This is a genomic window from Haloarcula sp. H-GB4, from assembly GCF_030848575.1.
Taxonomy (GTDB): Archaea; Halobacteriota; Halobacteria; order Halobacteriales; family Haloarculaceae; genus Haloarcula.
Genome location: NZ_JAVDDX010000002.1, coordinates 1,334,080 through 1,350,644, shown reverse-complemented (window position 1 = coordinate 1,350,644; position 16,565 = coordinate 1,334,080). Strand labels below are relative to the sequence as shown.

Here is a 16,565-nt window from a genome sequence, read left to right as displayed (position 1 = left end):
TCGGCCCGGATATAGCGACGCGATCCCATCGCTGCGCACGAGCCGCGGACTGCGCGAGTCGGAGATTACACCGGCTATCGCCGTTAAGAGAACGTCGGAGTCAACGACCAGTCATACCACCATCCGTGACGAACCGGTCGAACCGGTCGAACCCTGCTCGTTGACTAGACGGGGACGCTGAAGTAATCGTGACGCGTTCATGTCGGTGCTGTTACGTAACTGTGTTTCTGTGAACGCTTTTGTTTATGCGGGGACAGGTTCATGCACGATGCGAGTCGATGAGTCCCCCGAAACGGATGCCGACATTGACCCGGCGACAGCGTTTTCGGTCATCGCGAGCGAGACGCGCCTGGACATTCTGGAGGCCCTGTGGCGCGCAGACGACCGACCAGTTCGCTTCTCGGAGTTGTTCGACGCCGTAGAGCTAGCCGACAGCGGGCAGTTCAACTATCACTTACAGGAGCTCACTGATCAGTTCGTCAGCCAGGGAACTGACGGGTACGACCTCCGGCACGCCGGGGCGCAGGTCATCCGCGCGGTGCGGGCGGGAACGTTCACTCGGACGCCCGACATCGACCCGTTCTCGGTGACCGGGGCCTGTACGCGGTGTGGTGGCGGTCTGCTAGCCGAGTACGCCGACGAGCAGTTCGCTATCGACTGCGAGGACTGCGGGAAGGCTCACGGCGAGTACCCGTTCCCGCCGGGCGGTCTGGTCGACCGGACACCGACGGAAGTCGCGACGGCCTTCGCCGAGCGGGTGCGACACCTCCACTGTCTGGCCGCCGACGGGGTCTGCCCGGACTGCGCCGGTCGGATGGGGACAGAGATCTCCCGCGATGGCGACTGCTGTCTCGATGTGTCGATCCGCGCCGAGTTCGTCTGCGAACGGTGTCGCCACGAACTCTGTTCGCCTGTCGGACTGACGCTACTCGATAACTCCCGCGTTGCAGCGTTCTACGACGACCACGGCGTCGATCTGTCGAGTCGACCCTACTGGACGCTCCCCTGGTGTGTCGACGACCAGTACACCAGCGTTGAAGACACCGACCCGTGGCGGCTCACGGTCCGGGTTCCGCTGGCCGAGGCGGAACTGACCGCCTATCTGGACGGCAACCTCCAGCCGACCAAGTTCGAGCGACAGGCTTGCGAGCACTGAGCCGGTCCGCCGGTTGTACTGTCTGTCTTATGGGGGTGAGCTGTTTTTCGGCTGACTGAAATCGTCTTCAGGAGAGCCTCTGTCCGCGTCTGTTGCAGAAATATCATTCAGATTATGCTTATCGGCGTTCGGGACCATTGTTTCACTGTAATGTATCAGCCTGCACCCTACGCCGACCCCGAACTGTACAGGCCGACGTATCCACCGCTGACCGTTCGTTCCCTCCTCGGCGTTCTGACGGTCTACCTCGGCTTGCTGACGATACTCTCGCAGAGTCCGGTTCTCGCACTGGCGGCGCTGACCTGTTTCCTTGTCGCCACCCGGTAACCGAGCACGGGGCTTTTGCCCGTCCCAGCCCTGCCTCCGGTCGTGCGGGAGTTCGACTTCGAACTGGCACTGTGTGCCCACCTCGAACGCGAGGGTCGACTGGTGAGCCGCCAGCTCGGCGGCGCTATCCACGGCCGGCGCGTCCTCGATACCGTCGTCGTTGAGCCGGGCCCCGAGTTCGACGAGCGGGCGGCCATCACTCCCGAACGACTACCGACGGCGGCCATCGAAAGCGACGTTGGCCCGGGTCGGGCGCGGTACTGGAAGGACGCCTTCGACTGTCACCCCGACCGCGCCGAGCGGGCCGTCGAACTGGCGGTCGATCGGGGCTTCTTCGAGCGCGAGCGTCGCGGCGGCCGGACGTACGTCCGACAGACGACGCGGTACCCCGACTGGGTCGGCGACATCGTCGCCATCGAGAACAAGCCGGACCTGCGTCGGCCCGGCGACCTGGAATCACAGTTGCGGACCGACGTCTCGCTCGCGCTTGCCGACCGCGTCGTGCTGGCGACGGCCTCCTACGTTACCGGGGCGCACCTCAACCGGATTCCCGAGGAAGTCGGTGTCTGGCGGTTCGACGCCGACAGCGGAACGATAGACGTCCGTCGGGAGGCGACACCACTGGCGACCGACGACGCCGGCGTCGAACTCCTCGACGAGCGGGCGATCCGGACAGACGTGGGGATAGTCAACGCTTCTGAAAAGGCTCGCGCACGCCGGCGACTGGCCGAGCGAGCGTATGGGAAGGGATGGCGGAGTTTCGACTATCCGGCGTGTGAGCGCTGTTCACCCGACAGTGACGGGATTCCGTACTGTCAGTGGAAGGATCGCGCTGTCCGCGAGAGCGACGAGTGCGGCCCGGACTGCGGCGGGTACAAGGCAGCCGACCCGCCGGCCGTCGACGGGGACTCGCTTCGGGCCGAGCGGACGCCGTGGCGGGCGGACCCAGACGGACGCAGGCGTCGTCAGTCGGGGCTGGATCGGTTCGGATAGCCGCGAGAAGTCGTCACCGCTACCGGTCGTCGTCGCCTGAAGGCGCGTCATCCGACGGTAAGCCGCCGTCACCGGCTGTCGGACGGCCGTGCTGTTCGTAGTTGTCTTCGGTCACTGCCGGCGCTTCGGTGGCGACCTTCGCCGCATGTTTCGTTCTGGCCTGATAGTTCGCCGCGGCCGCGATACCGACACAGGTGACCAGTCCCACCACCAGCACCCAGTCGATACTGCCCACGATACCCTGCTGGACGGCGATTGCAAGGACGCCGCCAGCCAGCGACAGCCCACCGACCTCCGCGATGCCGCGCCTGTCCATACAACGGCATTAGCCGCCATGGCCTATAAGCTACGGTCCGTTTCACCGAGCCGAATCGGGAGTCAGAGCGTGAACCGCTCGCCGTCGAGTCCGATGTCGTCAGCGAAGGCCCTGTCCGCGGGGACGTAGTGCGCCGTGTGGACGATACGGTAGTCGTCGGCCGCAATGTCTTCGGCGAAGTCCCGCGCGCCGGGCAGGGTCATGTGTTTCGTGCCGAAGGTCCGCGGCACGCCGTTTTCGTCGTGGTGCGTGCCGCCTTTCGGGTGGTACTCGCAGGCCTCCGGGTGGACGATGCCCTCGACGAGCGCGAGGTCGGCCCCGGTCAGGACGGATTTCGAACGGTCGGGCACGTCGTAGCAGGTATCCCCGGAAATCGACAGCACTGCGCCGGTCTGAGGTTCCTCGATTCGCAGGCCGTAACACAGAAGCGGTGGGTGCGTGACCGGGACGAGCGTCACCTCGAAGCCAGCGACGGTGAACGGCTTGAGCGGCGTCTGTGCGTGGACCGAGACCGTATCGAGATAGTCATAGCGGCTCCGGACGCTCTCGGCGACGCTTGCACCAGTCACCGGATCGGTTTCGTCGGCAGCGTGGACCGGCAGTTCGTCGAACAGGCGGTAGGCGTTGCCGAGGCCATCGAGGTGGTCGAAGTGAACGTGCGTGATAATCGCCGCGTCCGGCAGCGGGACCGACTCGCGGAGGAACTGGTGACGGAAGTCCGGACTCAGGTCGATCAGTAGTGACTCGCCGGTTTCGTCGTTCTCCACGGCGACGGAGAAGCGCGACCGTTCGACGCCGCCCGTGGGGTCGATGCCACGCTCGCGGACGCGGGCCCGGAGTTCCTCGTCGGGGTCGCGCGCCCGTTCGCACGTGTCACAGTCGCACTGGACAGTCGGCGTCCCCGTCGTGTCGCCGGTCCCAAGCAGCGTGACCTCCATTACCATCCCTTCAGAGGGGGACCCGCCTAAGCCCCTCGCTTTCGTTACTGGCTATCGAACAGGTTCGCCGGGTCGATCCCCTGTCGCTCCATCGTCGCCGCCAGCAGGGACCGGGCGCGCTCGTCCGCGAGGTCGTCGAACAGACACTCGAAGAACCCCTCAAGTAACTCCGGTCGGATGCGCAGGTCGACATACTCGACCTGCTTTTCCGCGATAACCACGTCTACGTCCCACTCGCCTTCATCGGGATCAGTCATCCGAACGTCAACCCACGACTCGGCCGGCTCGTCTGTCTCGGTGAACACGTCGTTGTCAGCCATGGCTACCGAATGGTTCCTGCATTGATAAGTAAATCGCTCATACCGACAGCCAGAACGGGTGTCTAAGTGGGCAAGCCGTCGCTCAGTGGTCGTGATCGTGGTCGTGATCACTGCCGCCGTCACCGGAGAAGCCGCCGCTCCCGGCGACCAACGCGTCGGCGTCGCCGTCCATCATGTCCATGTTCTTGAGGTTGTCCCGCTCCTCGAAGTCGATGATAGCGTCTTCAAGATCCTGCTGGGTGAGCGTGGTCCGCTCCTCGGTCAGAGCATTGAGGACAGCCTCACGGAGCACGAGCCGGAGGTCACTGCCGGTCAGCCCCTCGGTGAGGTCCGCCAGTGTCTCCGGGTCGAAGTCGTCGATCTCCATCTGCTGGGTGACGATGCGGAGGATGTCCGCGCGCATACCGCTATCCGGCTTCGGGAAGTTGACGATCTCGTCGAAGCGCCGCCAGGCGGCGGCGTCAAGCTGGTCGGGGTGGTTCGTCGCGCCGATGAGCAACACCTCATCCTGAATAAGCGAAATCTCGTCGATGCTCTTGAGGAGAGTGTTGACAGCGCGCTTGATCGCGGCGTGTTCGTCGGAGGAGCGCGTCTTGGCGACGAAGTCGAACTCGTCCATGAAGAGGATACACGGCGAGAGTCGCTTTGCGACCTCGAACACCTTCTCGACGTTCTTGGCCGTCTCGCCGAGGTACTGGCTGGTGATCATCGAGAGCTTCACCTCGACGAACGGAAGGTCGAGGTCATGGGCCAGCGCGCGGGCGACGCTGGTCTTGCCGGTCCCCGGCGGGCCGACAAAGAGGAGTTTCCCGATCTCTCGCAGGCCGATCCGGGCGAGGTAGTCGCGGTGCTCGATGGCCTTGACGATCTTCTGGATCTCGTCTTCCTGATCGGTGGTCAACACCAAGTCAGCCAGCGTCATCTCCACCTCTTCAGGGGCGCGCACGTCGACAAGGTCGAGCATCTCCTCATCGTCCTCGTCGTCGGTGTCGAACGCCTCCTCCAGTTTGGCGTCGATAAACGCGCGGTCGGCACGCGACGGTCGGTTCTGTTCGCGGGCCCGCTTGTAGTCAGCGCCCTCCACATGGTCCTCGAAGGCTTTCGCCAGGACCGGATTGTCTTCGAGCGCCGCGGCGTCGACCCGTTCGAGGAACCACTCCTCGGCGAGGTCGCGGTCCGTCATGGAAATGCTCCCCGAGAAATCGTCGCGGTCGGTGAACATCAGGCCGGAGATGGCCGCCCAGGGTCGCTCGACACCGGTGGCCTCGCTCGCGGTCGTGTTGGTGACCGACAGCGGCCGTTCGATCTCGCCGTCGCTCCAGAAGACGGACCGGTACGAGGCCGGCAGGTCGTCCGGCTCAAGGTCCCGCCGCTCGCTGTAAATAGTGGCCGTCAGCAGAAACTCAACGACATCCAGTTCCGGATTGCTCATTCCCACTGATGTTACCACGCAACCGGTATAAGTCACTCGAAGCCCCGATGTCCGACACCAAGGTAATATACCACCGCCGTGTGTTTCCAACGTGGCAACTAATAACAAATTAATCTCGGTGTATCGGAACCGCATCGGCGAGCCGACGACCGACGACGAGGTGTACGGCTACTGGCTGTTCGTCATCGGCATCGTACTCGGTATCGTCGGCCTCCTCCTGTTTTATCTGACAGCGTCGCGGAGCACGCCCCGGCAGTTCGGCTATCTCCTCGGTGCAATTGGGCTCATCTCGCTGTTTGCCGGGCCGACGATCAGGCTGCCGCTGACACGACGTGGTCTGATACTCACATACCTCGGGGCCGTGGTCGGACTGGTCGCGATGGTGTGGTTCACCACGTTCTACCCCTCCAATTGGGCCGGCCCCGAGGGGAACCCGGCAGTGACGCTATACATCGTCGGCCTCGGGCTGATGGCTGTCGGCGCGGTCGTCTCCCCGCTGCTGACTGGCCGAAAAGAAGCGTACGACAAAGCCGTTCAAACGGCGCAGGAAGCAACTGAAGTGGCCGAGCAAGCCACACAGGAGGCCGACCAGGCGTCCCGGGAAGCGACACAACAGTCCCAGGCCGCCGAACAGGCGAGCCGCGAGCGCAACAGGCTGGCCGAGAAGTTAGCGACCAGCGAGGCCGCCCGCGAGGAACTGGCGACCGTGACCGAGGCGACCGAGGCGGAACTCGCCGCGGCCCACGCCACCATCGCGGCTGCGATGGACAGCAAGGCGACGTTCGAACTGTACGAGGACGCGGCGGGCAAGTACCGCTGGCGGCTCCGCCATCGGAACTCCAACGTCATCGCCGACAGCGCACAGGGGTATTCCTCGCGCCAGAAGGCGATGCAGGGGCTCCGTAGCGTCCAGTCCAACGCCGCCGGCGGGGCTGTCGTTTTCTTCGAGGATGCGACAGAGGACGACACCGCCGAGGACGTACCGGTCGTGCCGGCTCCCGAAAGCGACGCCGCGTTCGAACTGTTCGAGGACAATGCCGGGGAGTTCCGCTGGCGCTTGCGCCACGATAACGGCAATATCCTCGCCGACAGCGGTGAGGGATACGCCTCGAAGTCGAACGTCCGGCGAGCGCTGCAGAGCGTCCGCGCATACGTTCCCGGCGCGGCCTACCTCAAAGTCGACCCCGTCGCTTACGAGGTGTACGCCGACGCTGCCGGGGAGTTCCGCTGGCGCTTGCTCCACCGCAACGGCAACATCCTCGCCGACAGCGGCGAGGGGTACAGTTCCCGGTCGAACGCCCGGCGGGCGGCCCGTCGAGTCAGCGAACTCGCACCCGACTCCGCGGTCGATGACCGTTTCGAGGTGTACGAGGACGCTGCCGAGGAGTGGCGCTGGCGGCTACGGGCCGACAACAGCGAACTCGTCGCCGACAGCGGCGAGGGGTACGCAAATCGGTCGAAAGCCATGGATGCCATCGAGCGAGTCCAGTCGTACGCGGCCGAGGCTGATCTGCTAGAAATCGGGAGCGCAGCGTTCGAAGTGTACGAGGACAGGGGCGAGGAGTGGCGCTGGCGACTCCGCCATCGCAACGGCGAAATCATCGCGGACTCCGGTGAGGGGTACGCCGAACGCAACAAAGCCGTGACCGCCATTGAGCGGATCAAGCGCCACGCTCCGGGTGCAACACAGGAGGAGTAGCGGCAACCGGGCACGTTCCAGCGGGCAATTCTCCGCCGCGAGGAATAGCCGAATTAATTAAACAGGTTTCAGTCGAAGTTACACCTATATGACAATAGATACTCTCGAGGCGGCCGGACTCACGCGCATGGACGACAGCAACATTGCGGCGTTTCTGTCGAACCAGCGGGTCGGTGTGCTGGGGCTACCGACCGAGAACGGACCGTACATGATTCCCCTGTCGTTCGGGTACGATGATGACCGCGCGCTGTATTTCACCTTCATCGGTGGGTCAGCAAGCCGTAAACAACAGTTGACCGAGGCGGCGGAGAATGCGGCCGTGCTCGTATACAAAGTCGAATCGATGTTCCACTGGGAGAGCGTCCTGTTACAGGGCGGTATCGAGGCCGTCCCCGAGTCCGAGTGGGACGACTTCGCGGACGTGCTCGATACGGCATGGCGGCCGGAGCTGTTCGAGGACGCTATCGAGGACGGCGACATCGCAGTCTACCGGTTCCGTATCGATGAGATGGAAGGGCTCAGACACGCCGGCCTCCCGCCGGGATTCGAACCGGAGTGAATCCGCTGCTCGACCGTGTCGGGGCGCAGTCAGGCCGGTCGGCCGACAACGGTTCCCCCGCTGTGTAGAGTTTGTCAGGTTTTAACACAGGCCGAGACGTTCCGTTGTCCATGCCCACACCTGTCATCGTGGACGCAGTCAGAACGCCACAGGGAAAGGAGGACGGCGCACTCGCCGGCGTCCGGAGCGAAGACCTCTCGGTGCCGCTTATCAACCAGTTGCTCGCGTCGACCGGCGTCGAGGCCGATGACGTCGACGATCTGCTGTGGGGGTGTGCCCAGCAGCGCGGGGAACAGGGCAACAACATGGCCCGGGTCATCGCGCTGTTGTCGGACCTCGGCGAGAGCGTCCCCGCATCGACGATTAACCGCTGGTGTGCGTCCTCCGCCGAAGCGCTGATGCGAGCCGCCGACGCCATCGCGGCCGGCCAGCGCGACGTGCTCATCGCCGGCGGTGTGGAGTCGATGTCCCGTGTGCAGATGGACGAAAACACGCACAACGTCCACCCGCGGCTGGCCGAACACTACAACATCGGCGAACTCCAGATGGGAATGACCGCTGAGAAGGTCGCTAGCGAGATGGAGGTCGCCCGGCAGGAACAGGACGAGTACGCGCTCCGGAGCCACCAGCGCGCCGCCGACGCGACGGAGTCCGGTCGCTTCGACGACGAGATCGTCCCGATCGATACCGAGGACGGTCAGCTCGAAGCGGACGAGGGTATCCGTCCTGACACCACACTCGAAAAGCTGTCCCAGCTACCGACAGTGTTCAAGTCGGATGGATCGGTCACACCCGGCAACGCCTCGCAGGTCTCTGACGGTGCGGCAGGGCTGATGGTCACCTCCCGTGAGTTCGCGGAGGACCGCGGACTCGACATTCTGGCGGAAATCGGCTCCCACGAAGTCGCCGGTGTTGACCCGACCGTGATGGGGATCGGCCCGGTCCCCGCCGTTCGCAAACTCACCGAACGAACTGACCGCGAAACGGACGATTACGACCTCGTGGAACTCAACGAGGCCTTCGCCTCCCAGTGTCTGTACTGCCAGCGCGAACTCGGCTTCGACGACGACATCTACAACGTCAACGGCGGCGCAATCGCCATCGGCCACCCGCTCGGGGCCTCTGGCGCGCGCCTTCCAGTGACGCTCGTCCACGAAATGAACCGCCGCGACGCGGAGCTGGGTCTGGCGACAGAGTGTGTCGGCTTCGGTCAGGGCGCGGCTATCGAGTTCCGACTGCCCTGAGCAGCCGCTGTCAGCGCGGTTTCAGTATGCTACCCTAGCACATCGTTTGCGAATCCGTCGGTTTCGAGTCTGTTGCTTATGAATCCGTCATTTGCGACCGCTGTGGCGCTTGCACGAGCGATATTTGAGAGAAGAAGTCGTTAATCGGCAGCCACATCGCCGGCTGTCGTCGCCTCAGCGGGACTCGTCAGAGAGTGGAGATAGTCGTCAAGATCGAGTGCGAAGGTGGCATCGGTCTGGAGGTCGACCCACGAGAACTCGAACTCTGCACCGCGTTCCTCGCCCGTCCCGGTGACGGTGTGGACCCAGTGATCCCGGGATTCGTGGACAGGGAGGTGGTAGAACGACCGCACGTATCGCTTCGGTGGCGACTCGCGGCGCGTCCAGACATCGGTGGCGATGTGTTGCAGACGCTCGAATGAGGCGAGACCGCTCTCCTCGACAGCCTCTCGCTGTACGGCTACCCGCGGTCTTTCTCCCGGTTCAACGGTTCCCTTCGGTATCTGTAGCCCGTCGTGGCCCGGCCCGTCGAACACCAGCAGTTCCGACCCGTTTCTGGTGATGTAGGCACAGGCTTTCTTTACGTACGTTGCCCGCTGTGGTTGCATAGAATCTGGTAGCGACGGCCAACATATAGTAGTACCCACATATCTGCCTAAAATCATATTAGGTCATCGGGGGGCAAAGAGGGGTAATGAGTGGAATCAGACGCCGGTAGCAAGGCCGTCGAAGTACACCGACCCCTCATCCTCAGTAACAGACGCCCACTACGATAGTGGTAGCTCCCTATAGTAGGTGATAATCCACTACAATTTATTTTAGATTTTATTACAAGGATTAAAGTAGTGTCAACAGTGGATACTGTATATGGACGGTCACATCACACCCGAGGAGTGGGAGCGAATCGAAGCGTTCGCACAGAAGCCGAGCTACCTGCGTCGCCCGGAGCATCTACTTCCAGAAGAAGCCACGGAGAGCGACGAGAGCGTGGACGGAGCGGTAGCAGGGGACTGACAGGAAGTCGTGTCCCGAATAACGACCACACTCGACCCGTTGTTGATTGTTCTCGGAGGCTTATCTGACTCGATTCCGTGGAGATAGCCATGAGTCTCAAATCGATGTTCAACGACATCCCGTTTGTCAAGCAGCTAGGGATGGAGATCACGGCTGTCGATGACGGTTATGCGGCTGGCGAACTCCCGCTGGAGGACGGCCACTCCTCGAACCCTGAATCGATAATCGCACACGGCGGCGTCACGTACTCACTCGTGGATACCGTCGGCGGGGCGGCCGTCATCTCGCAATCCGGCACCGTCTCACCGACAGTCGACATGCGGATTGATTATCTCGCGCCGGCAACCGCTGATCTGCGGACTGAGGCAGAGGTGCTCCGAAGCGGCGGGAGCGTCTCAGTCGTCGATGCAGAAGTGTATGACACCGATGGCCATCACATCGCGAGCGCTCGCGGGACGTACAAAACTGATGGCGACCGCGGTGAATCGCCATGGACAGAGGGTGTCGAGGAATCAGATGTTGCCCATCTTACTGACGACTAGTCGCCGCTAACCATCTTCATCCCGTCACGCACGGACTCTCGACGGCCAAGCAGCGTCACCATATCGCCCTCTTCGAGGATGTAGTCTGCTGTGGGTACTTCGGCGTTCTCGTGGAGTTCGCCGCTGACGAGCGCGACCAGACAGGCGTCGGGCAGCATCGGACCGACATCGCGGATCGACTTCCCGATGAGTTCCGGATTGGTGACCTCGACTTCCTGAACATCCCCACTGCGGCCGACATCGGTCATCCAGTGGGCGATAGCCGGACGTTCGATTTGGTTGTCGATGGCCCAAGCCGTCGCCATCGCTGAGGAGATGGTCCGAACGCCGAGGTCCTCGAAGGCCTCGACGTTGTCCGGGTTGTTCGCGCGGGCGATGACCCGGTCGACGCCGAACTTCGAACTCGCCAGCTGTGACACCAGCAGGTTCGCGTCGTCGTCACCGGTCGCCGCGACGACGGTCTTGGCGTTTTCAGCCCCGGCCGACCGCAACACGTCGGTGTCGGTTCCGTCGCCGATCTCGACGGCATAGCCGTCGTTACGGGCTCGTTCGACGATCTCTTCCTCCTCCTCGATGATGACGACGTTTTCGCCCCGGTCTTCGAGGCGTGCGGCGAGCGCTCGGCCCACCTGTCCGCCGCCGACGATGATGACTCGCATTGGTATCACATCCAGTTTTTCCGCGATGAATCGCGCCAGTCCACCCTCGAACAGGGCGGTCGCAAAGATAACAAGAAAGACAGTGCCAAGCAGGATATCGGCCTGCGTCCCCAGTAGTTCAGCCTGTGCCCCGGTGACCTCCTCGGCTGCGGAGTGCAGTTCGACGGCAAACAGCGTCGCGACGGACGCCGGAATAATACCGCGCGGCCCGACGAAGCTGACGAACAGTTTCTCGTTGGTGGTAAACCGATCACCAGCGGCCGAGACAAACACCAGCAGCGGTCGGATAAGCAGGGCGACCGCGAGGACGACGATGATGCCCGCTAGCCCAACATCAATGAGTGAGGCCAATTCCAGTTGCGCCGCCAGTGCGATGAACACGAACGACAGCACCAGCAGCGTGATATCGCCTTTGAACTCCTCGATGTCCTCCTCGTACGGGTGGTCAACGTTACCGAGCGCCATCCCCGCTGTGGCGGCGGCGGCAACGCCGGCCTCGGTCGCTATCGTGTTCGCGCCCGCGTAGGCGATGAGCGCCCCGGCGAGCACGAGCAGTCGGGAGTTCCGCGGTGCGTCACCGGGCGAGAGGTCGACGTACTGGAGGAGGTAGTACACGACGCCGGCGACGATGAGGCCGACAAGTAGCCCCGTCCCCAGTCGGAGCGCAAATCCTCGTAGTAGGCTCTCACTGGCAACGGCTGGATTAACCGTCTCGAAGATGACGACAGCGATGATAGCCGCGGTCACATCGTTGACAATCCCTTCCGTCTCCAGTGCAGCGGCGACGCGGTCTCGAACCGGGACGACATCAAGAATCGGAGTGATGACCGTCGGTCCAGTCGCAACCAGTAGCGCACCGATCAGGAACGCGAGGTTCCAGGAGACGGCCGCGGAGCTGAACGCGAACTTGACGGCGATAGCGGTGCCCACAAGCGCGATAGCCGCACCGACGGTAACAAGTCTGAACGTCGCGGCCGGAGCCTCGCGTAGCCGGTCGAATCGGAGGTGATAGGCCCCTTCGAAAACGATGATTGCGACCGCTAAGCCGACGATTGCCGACAGTGCCCCGCCGAAGGTGCCGTCACCGATGATGCCCAGTCCGGGCTGGCCGATGATGACACCCACCAGCAGGTAGAAGATAATGCTGGGCACGCGTAGGCGTGCTGCGAGGACCTGTGCAAGGACGCCGAGCCCAATGATACCGGCGACGAGCGGAATCAATAGCCCCGAACTACCAGCCACAGTTAGCCTCCATCTGTCCAGCCTAACGCATCGCCCTCGTATAAACGCATTCACTCACCGGCAGACGAGAGGTCGATATCAGAGGCCACTCGACCTCTGTGACCCACACCAGAGTTCACCGGTTCCGGCTCACCGGGAACTTCACGCGGTCGGGATGCTCATTAAATTGCTCCAGAATGTCCTCGTACAGCGCGTTCCGCATCCGGGTCCCCCGACGAGGGTGGACCAGATATCGGAGGCGAAGCTCCACCCACGACTCACCCTGCGTGACGTTGACTGTCGGCTGTTCGTTCACGTCGAGTTCGACCGGTGTCTCAGCGAGGCGGTCACGGTACTCACGGACCTGTTCGGCCATCTCGTCGCCGAGGTGGGCCGACGCCACGTCGATCATCACCTCGGACGCGAACTGCAAGTCGGTCTCGTAGGCAACCTGTATCGAGAGCTCGTTCCAGACATACTGGACGCCCTCGCCGTAGAAGTTGACGACGCGAGAGGACAGAACCGTACTATTAGGCACGGTGACGATGCGGCCCGACGGCTGGTTCGAGGAGACGAGGTCGCCGTCAATCTCCCACACCTCCGTCACGAAGAAATCGACCGCGACGACGTCGCCGCGCATCTCCTCGATAGCGATGCGGTCGCCCACCTGATAGGGCCGTTTCGTCACGATGTACAGCCAGCCGATAAGCGAGAACAGCGGTTGCTGGAGGGCGAACGTGACCGCGAATCCGAGCACGCCCAGAGAAAACAGCACGCTCACCCATTCCCGGGTGACGACGCCGAAAATCGCAATCATTCCGAGGATGCCGAAGGTCAGCCGGAGGGCGTTCCGCACGTCGTGCCGGCGGCGTTTGTTCTGCGTGTGAGCGAAGAGGTACGACTGGCAGATAGTGTAGCTCCCGTAGAACGCAAGGAAAAGCGACGCCAGCGTCAGGCTCATCAGGGTCAGCGGTTCGAGTTCGACCCCGAACAGCCGCTCGTCGAAGCCGAACTGGCGGACGAACCGCGAGCCGGCGTACAGGACGACCGCACAGAGCAGCGACACGGAGCCAGTTCGGCGCATACCACGACACTGTGGCCCGGCCTTGAGAAAGCCTCCTATTCTTCCCGGTTATCGAGCGCCACGAGCACGCCGCGGACGTTCAGACGCATCTCGGCACGGCCCTTGCGCTCGCCCCAGAGATCGGTGTCAGCCCGCTCGACGAAGTAGTCGATGACCGCCTCGTCGTCGCCCAGTTCCTCGCGTTTACGTTCGACTTCGGCCACCCATTCGGGCAGGATCTCAGCGTAGGTTTCCAGTTTGTCACCGGTCTTCGCGGGGCCGTAGTGGCCGAACATGAGGAGTTCGGGGTCGAGGTCCTGCAGCATTGCCACGTCATCGAGGGCTCCATCCAGCGTGAAGTTGACCGGCGGCGTCGTGACGTGCATCTCGTCTGTCGACGGCGTGTAGATGCCGGCGGCGTCGGCGGTGAACACACCGTCGATGACGGGGTCGTAGAAGACGACCTGATGTGGCGCATGGCCCGGCGCGTGCAGGACTTCGAGCGAGTGGTCACCAAGGTCTATCACGTCGCCGTCAGTTAGCGTCTCGATCCGGTCTTCGGCGACCGGGATCGGCTTGCCGTAGAACTCGATCTGGTCGCCGACGGCGTGTTTGGTCCCCTCCCAGAGTCGCTCGGGGTCGACGAGGTGGCGCTTGCCGGACTCGTGGACGTACACCGTCGCATTCAGACAGTCCTCGGCGAGATACCCGGCCCCGCCGGCGTGGTCCAGATGGACATGGGTCGTCGCAATGACTTCCAAGTCCTCGGGCGCGATACCGACCGACTCCATCGCCGAGAGGATGTTCTCGTGTCGCGCACCGATGCCAGTGTCGACCAGCGCCGGTCGCTCGGCGTCGATGATGTAGACGGAGCCGTACTCAGCTACGTCGTACATCCCGGTGTCAACGTAGTGGACGTCCGTGCAGTCCCCGACCGTCACCTCGTAAACGTCACCGATTCCCATACACGTCCACGTGACCGGCGGGGGCAAAACCGTTGTGCTGTGGCTGTCGTGACACCCAAGCATCAGGAAGGGCAAAGCCATTTACCCGCACTCAGAAACACCACTGTATGTACGACGCCGTACTCGTTCCGACCGACGGCTCCGAGGGGGCTGCCACCGCGGCCGAACACGCTATCGACCTCGCCGAGCGCCACGATGCGAGTCTGCACGCGCTACACGTCCTCGAAACCGAGCAGGTAGTCGACCAGATTCCCGAGTTCGAGGACAGCAGCATCTTCGACCGCCTCGCCGATGCTGGGCAGCAGGCTGTCGACGACCTGCAGGCACAGGCCGAAGACGCCGACATCGACACGGTGACCACGGCGGTCAAGCAGGGCGTTCCCCACGAGGAAGTCGTGGAGTACGTCGAGCGCCACGACATCGACGTCGTCGTGATGGCAACGGAGGGACGGACCGGCCCCTCCCGGGAACTTATCGGCAGCGTCACCGAGTCGGTCATCCGGGCCTCGCCGGTGCCGGTGCTAGCGGTGAAGGTCGGCGGCGAGGCGTAGCGAGACGGACATTGACGGTCGGGGTCGCCCACCGCGGGACCGACACGCCTAATTTCTGCCGTCGAGAACCGTCGGCCATGTTATCGAGACAGTTCGTCCGGGAGAACCCCGAGACGGTCCGTGACGCTATCGAACGGAAGGGCGTCACGGGCGTCGACCTCGACGAAATCCTCGAAATCGACGAGGAGTGGCGAGAACTGAAAGCCGAAGGTGACGGGCTCCGACAGGAACGCAACGAGGTATCGAGCAAGATTGGAGAGCTCAAACAGGACGGCAAGGACGAGGAGGCTCAGGAGGCCATCGACCGCTCGCAGGAACTCAAAGACGAACTACAGGACGTCGAGGAGCGCGCCGACGAACTGGAGTCCCAGTTGGAAGACGCCCTGCTCGAACTGCCGAACATCCCCCACGATTCGGTCCCGACCGGCGAGGGCGAGGCAGACAACGTCGAGCGCTACCGCGAGGGGTTCGGCGACCTCCGGGACCTGCCCGACGAAGTGGTGCCCCACTACGACCTCGGCGAGGATCTGGACCTGCTTGACTTCGAGCGCGGCGCAAAGGTGTCCGGCGGCGGCTACCAGTTCGTCAAAGGTGAAGGTGCGCGCCTAGAGCACGCCCTCATCCAGTTCATGCTCGATGTCCACCGCGAGCAGGAGTACGTCGACGTGCTCCCGCCGATTCCGGTCAACTCCGATTCGATGGAAGGGACGGGCCAGCTCCCGAAGTTCGACGAGGACGCCTACCGCGTCGGGGCCAGACAGGACGACGACTACGACAGCGACGACCTGTGGCTGCTCCCGACGGCGGAAGTGCCGGTCACCAACATGTACCGCGGCGAGATTCTGCTTGACGACGACCTGCCGGTCAAACATCAGGCGTTTTCGCCGAACTTCCGCCGCGAGGCCGGCGAGCACGGGACCGAAACGCGGGGGTACGTCCGCGTCCACCAGTTCCACAAGGTCGAACTTGTCAACTTCGTCCGGCCCGAGAACAGCTACGACCGGCTGGAGGGGCTACTAGACGAGGCCGCCGAAGTCCTTGACCGCCTCGAACTGCCCTACCGCGTGCTCGACATGTGCACCGGCGATATGGGCTTTACACAGGCGAAGAAGTACGACATCGAGGTGTGGGCCCCCGGTGACGACATGGCGGACGGTCCCGACCGCGGCGGCCGCTGGCTCGAAGTCTCCTCGGTCTCGAACTTCGAGGATTTCCAGGCCCGGCGCGCTGGTCTACGCTACCGCCCCGAGCGGCACGAGTCCGCCGACTATCTCCACACGCTGAACGGCTCCGGACTCGCCGTCCCCCGGGTCCTCGTCGCAATTATGGAGTACTACCAGAACGACGACGGGACCATCACCGTGCCCGAACCGCTCCGTCCGTACATGGGCGGTCAGGAAGTCATCGAAGGCTCTGAGAAGATCGGCGAGAGCGCCGTCGGAGCCGGCGAAAAGGACTAATTCCACCGCGGTCCGTTACGCACGGCCGGCGTCCAGTCGTCTGCATGCGGTGTGTTACACGAAATCACATTTCATTACACTATTACATTCGTTCGCCAGCACCGTC

At 63.2% G+C, this 16,565-nt stretch carries 18 protein-coding genes; 10 read left to right on the top strand and 8 right to left on the bottom strand.

Annotation, left to right across the window (positions count from 1 at the left end):
* Positions 1-268: 268 nt before the first annotated feature.
* From RBH20_RS15545 to RBH20_RS15535, 3 genes are all read left to right on the top strand, one after another.
* Entirely contained in the window at positions 269-1,156 is an 888-nt protein-coding gene (locus tag RBH20_RS15545) for an ArsR family transcriptional regulator (protein WP_306710200.1), read from the top strand.
* Between the two features lie 150 nt (positions 1,157-1,306).
* Complete coding sequence (locus RBH20_RS15540) at positions 1,307-1,483, top strand: hypothetical protein (RefSeq protein ID WP_306710198.1); 177 nt, start codon at positions 1,307-1,309, stop codon at positions 1,481-1,483.
* A 42-nt stretch (positions 1,484-1,525) separates the two neighbouring features.
* Complete coding sequence (locus tag RBH20_RS15535) at positions 1,526-2,476, top strand: DUF5787 family protein (RefSeq protein WP_306710196.1); 951 nt, start codon at positions 1,526-1,528, stop codon at positions 2,474-2,476.
* Between the two features lie 19 nt (positions 2,477-2,495).
* Here the strand turns inward: RBH20_RS15535 and RBH20_RS15530 are convergent, their stop codons facing one another.
* The 4 genes from RBH20_RS15530 to RBH20_RS15515 all read right to left on the bottom strand — a co-directional run bounded on the left by RBH20_RS15530 (position 2,496) and on the right by RBH20_RS15515 (position 5,482).
* Positions 2,496-2,792, bottom strand: a complete 297-nt coding sequence (locus tag RBH20_RS15530; protein ID WP_306710195.1) for a hypothetical protein — start codon at positions 2,790-2,792, stop codon at positions 2,496-2,498.
* Positions 2,793-2,854: 62 nt separating this feature from the next.
* Positions 2,855-3,730 (bottom strand): MBL fold metallo-hydrolase, encoded by an 876-nt coding sequence (locus RBH20_RS15525; protein ID WP_306710193.1) that lies wholly within the window; start codon positions 3,728-3,730, stop codon positions 2,855-2,857.
* Between the two features lie 44 nt (positions 3,731-3,774).
* Positions 3,775-4,050 (bottom strand): hypothetical protein, encoded by a 276-nt coding sequence (locus RBH20_RS15520; protein WP_306710191.1) that lies wholly within the window; start codon positions 4,048-4,050, stop codon positions 3,775-3,777.
* 82 nt (positions 4,051-4,132) lie between these two features.
* Positions 4,133-5,482 carry an ATP-binding protein gene (locus RBH20_RS15515; protein WP_306710189.1) on the bottom strand — a complete coding sequence of 450 codons (1,350 nt, stop codon included), beginning with the start codon at positions 5,480-5,482 and terminating at the stop codon, positions 4,133-4,135.
* Positions 5,483-5,600: 118 nt separating this feature from the next.
* Between RBH20_RS15515 and RBH20_RS15510 the strand changes: the two genes are divergently transcribed.
* From RBH20_RS15510 to RBH20_RS15500, 3 genes are all read left to right on the top strand, one after another.
* Positions 5,601-7,181 carry a DUF1508 domain-containing protein gene (locus RBH20_RS15510; protein WP_306710480.1) on the top strand — a complete coding sequence of 527 codons (1,581 nt, stop codon included), beginning with the start codon at positions 5,601-5,603 and terminating at the stop codon, positions 7,179-7,181.
* Between the two features lie 88 nt (positions 7,182-7,269).
* Positions 7,270-7,740 carry a pyridoxamine 5'-phosphate oxidase family protein gene (locus RBH20_RS15505; protein WP_306710187.1) on the top strand — a complete coding sequence of 157 codons (471 nt, stop codon included), beginning with the start codon at positions 7,270-7,272 and terminating at the stop codon, positions 7,738-7,740.
* Between the two features lie 110 nt (positions 7,741-7,850).
* Positions 7,851-8,984 (top strand): thiolase family protein, encoded by a 1,134-nt coding sequence (locus tag RBH20_RS15500; protein ID WP_146417720.1) that lies wholly within the window; start codon positions 7,851-7,853, stop codon positions 8,982-8,984.
* Between the two features lie 140 nt (positions 8,985-9,124).
* Here RBH20_RS15500 and RBH20_RS15495 read toward each other — a convergent pair whose 3' ends face one another.
* Positions 9,125-9,592, bottom strand: a complete 468-nt coding sequence (locus RBH20_RS15495) for an NUDIX domain-containing protein (protein WP_306710184.1) — start codon at positions 9,590-9,592, stop codon at positions 9,125-9,127.
* Positions 9,593-9,851: 259 nt separating this feature from the next.
* Between RBH20_RS15495 and RBH20_RS15490 the strand changes: the two genes are divergently transcribed.
* Positions 9,852-9,998 (top strand): hypothetical protein, encoded by a 147-nt coding sequence (locus tag RBH20_RS15490; RefSeq protein ID WP_306710182.1) that lies wholly within the window; start codon positions 9,852-9,854, stop codon positions 9,996-9,998.
* Between the two features lie 89 nt (positions 9,999-10,087).
* A complete protein-coding gene (locus RBH20_RS15485) occupies positions 10,088-10,540 on the top strand; it encodes a PaaI family thioesterase (RefSeq protein ID WP_306710180.1) in 453 nt (150 codons plus the stop codon).
* Here the strand turns inward: RBH20_RS15485 and RBH20_RS15480 are convergent.
* From RBH20_RS15480 to RBH20_RS15470, 3 genes are all read right to left on the bottom strand, one after another.
* Complete coding sequence (locus RBH20_RS15480) at positions 10,537-12,441, bottom strand: cation:proton antiporter (protein ID WP_306710178.1); 1,905 nt, start codon at positions 12,439-12,441, stop codon at positions 10,537-10,539. The genes RBH20_RS15485 and RBH20_RS15480 overlap by 4 nt on opposite strands.
* A 115-nt stretch (positions 12,442-12,556) precedes the next feature.
* Complete coding sequence (locus tag RBH20_RS15475; protein ID WP_306710176.1) at positions 12,557-13,504, bottom strand: mechanosensitive ion channel family protein; 948 nt, start codon at positions 13,502-13,504, stop codon at positions 12,557-12,559.
* A 35-nt stretch (positions 13,505-13,539) separates the two neighbouring features.
* The gene (locus tag RBH20_RS15470; RefSeq protein WP_306710174.1) at positions 13,540-14,448 is read right to left on the bottom strand and encodes an MBL fold metallo-hydrolase; all 909 of its coding nucleotides are present in this window, start codon (positions 14,446-14,448) and stop codon (positions 13,540-13,542) included.
* A 107-nt stretch (positions 14,449-14,555) separates the two neighbouring features.
* Here RBH20_RS15470 and RBH20_RS15465 point away from each other — a divergent pair, with 107 nt between their 5' ends.
* Both RBH20_RS15465 and serS read left to right on the top strand, forming a co-directional pair.
* Positions 14,556-14,999, top strand: coding sequence for a universal stress protein (locus RBH20_RS15465; RefSeq protein WP_306710173.1), 444 nt, complete (start codon positions 14,556-14,558; stop codon positions 14,997-14,999).
* A 77-nt stretch (positions 15,000-15,076) separates the two neighbouring features.
* Positions 15,077-16,459, top strand: a complete 1,383-nt coding sequence (serS, locus tag RBH20_RS15460) for a serine--tRNA ligase (RefSeq protein WP_306710172.1) — start codon at positions 15,077-15,079, stop codon at positions 16,457-16,459.
* Positions 16,460-16,565: the final 106 nt, after the last annotated feature.

Coding starts and splice junctions, on each gene's coding strand:
- RBH20_RS15485 (WP_306710180.1), top strand. CDS start 10,088: ATGAGTCTCAAATCGATGTTCAACGACATCCCGTTTGTCAAGCAGCTA.
- RBH20_RS15515 (WP_306710189.1), bottom strand. CDS start 5,482: ATGAGCAATCCGGAACTGGATGTCGTTGAGTTTCTGCTGACGGCCACT.
- RBH20_RS15520 (WP_306710191.1), bottom strand. CDS start 4,050: ATGGCTGACAACGACGTGTTCACCGAGACAGACGAGCCGGCCGAGTCG.
- RBH20_RS15530 (WP_306710195.1), bottom strand. CDS start 2,792: ATGGACAGGCGCGGCATCGCGGAGGTCGGTGGGCTGTCGCTGGCTGGC.
- RBH20_RS15475 (WP_306710176.1), bottom strand. CDS start 13,504: ATGCGCCGAACTGGCTCCGTGTCGCTGCTCTGTGCGGTCGTCCTGTAC.
- RBH20_RS15490 (WP_306710182.1), top strand. CDS start 9,852: ATGGACGGTCACATCACACCCGAGGAGTGGGAGCGAATCGAAGCGTTC.
- RBH20_RS15505 (WP_306710187.1), top strand. CDS start 7,270: ATGACAATAGATACTCTCGAGGCGGCCGGACTCACGCGCATGGACGAC.
- RBH20_RS15525 (WP_306710193.1), bottom strand. CDS start 3,730: ATGGAGGTCACGCTGCTTGGGACCGGCGACACGACGGGGACGCCGACT.
- RBH20_RS15540 (WP_306710198.1), top strand. CDS start 1,307: ATGTATCAGCCTGCACCCTACGCCGACCCCGAACTGTACAGGCCGACG.
- RBH20_RS15470 (WP_306710174.1), bottom strand. CDS start 14,448: ATGGGAATCGGTGACGTTTACGAGGTGACGGTCGGGGACTGCACGGAC.
- RBH20_RS15465 (WP_306710173.1), top strand. CDS start 14,556: ATGTACGACGCCGTACTCGTTCCGACCGACGGCTCCGAGGGGGCTGCC.
- serS (WP_306710172.1), top strand. CDS start 15,077: ATGTTATCGAGACAGTTCGTCCGGGAGAACCCCGAGACGGTCCGTGAC.
- RBH20_RS15500 (WP_146417720.1), top strand. CDS start 7,851: ATGCCCACACCTGTCATCGTGGACGCAGTCAGAACGCCACAGGGAAAG.
- RBH20_RS15545 (WP_306710200.1), top strand. CDS start 269: ATGCGAGTCGATGAGTCCCCCGAAACGGATGCCGACATTGACCCGGCG.
- RBH20_RS15495 (WP_306710184.1), bottom strand. CDS start 9,592: ATGCAACCACAGCGGGCAACGTACGTAAAGAAAGCCTGTGCCTACATC.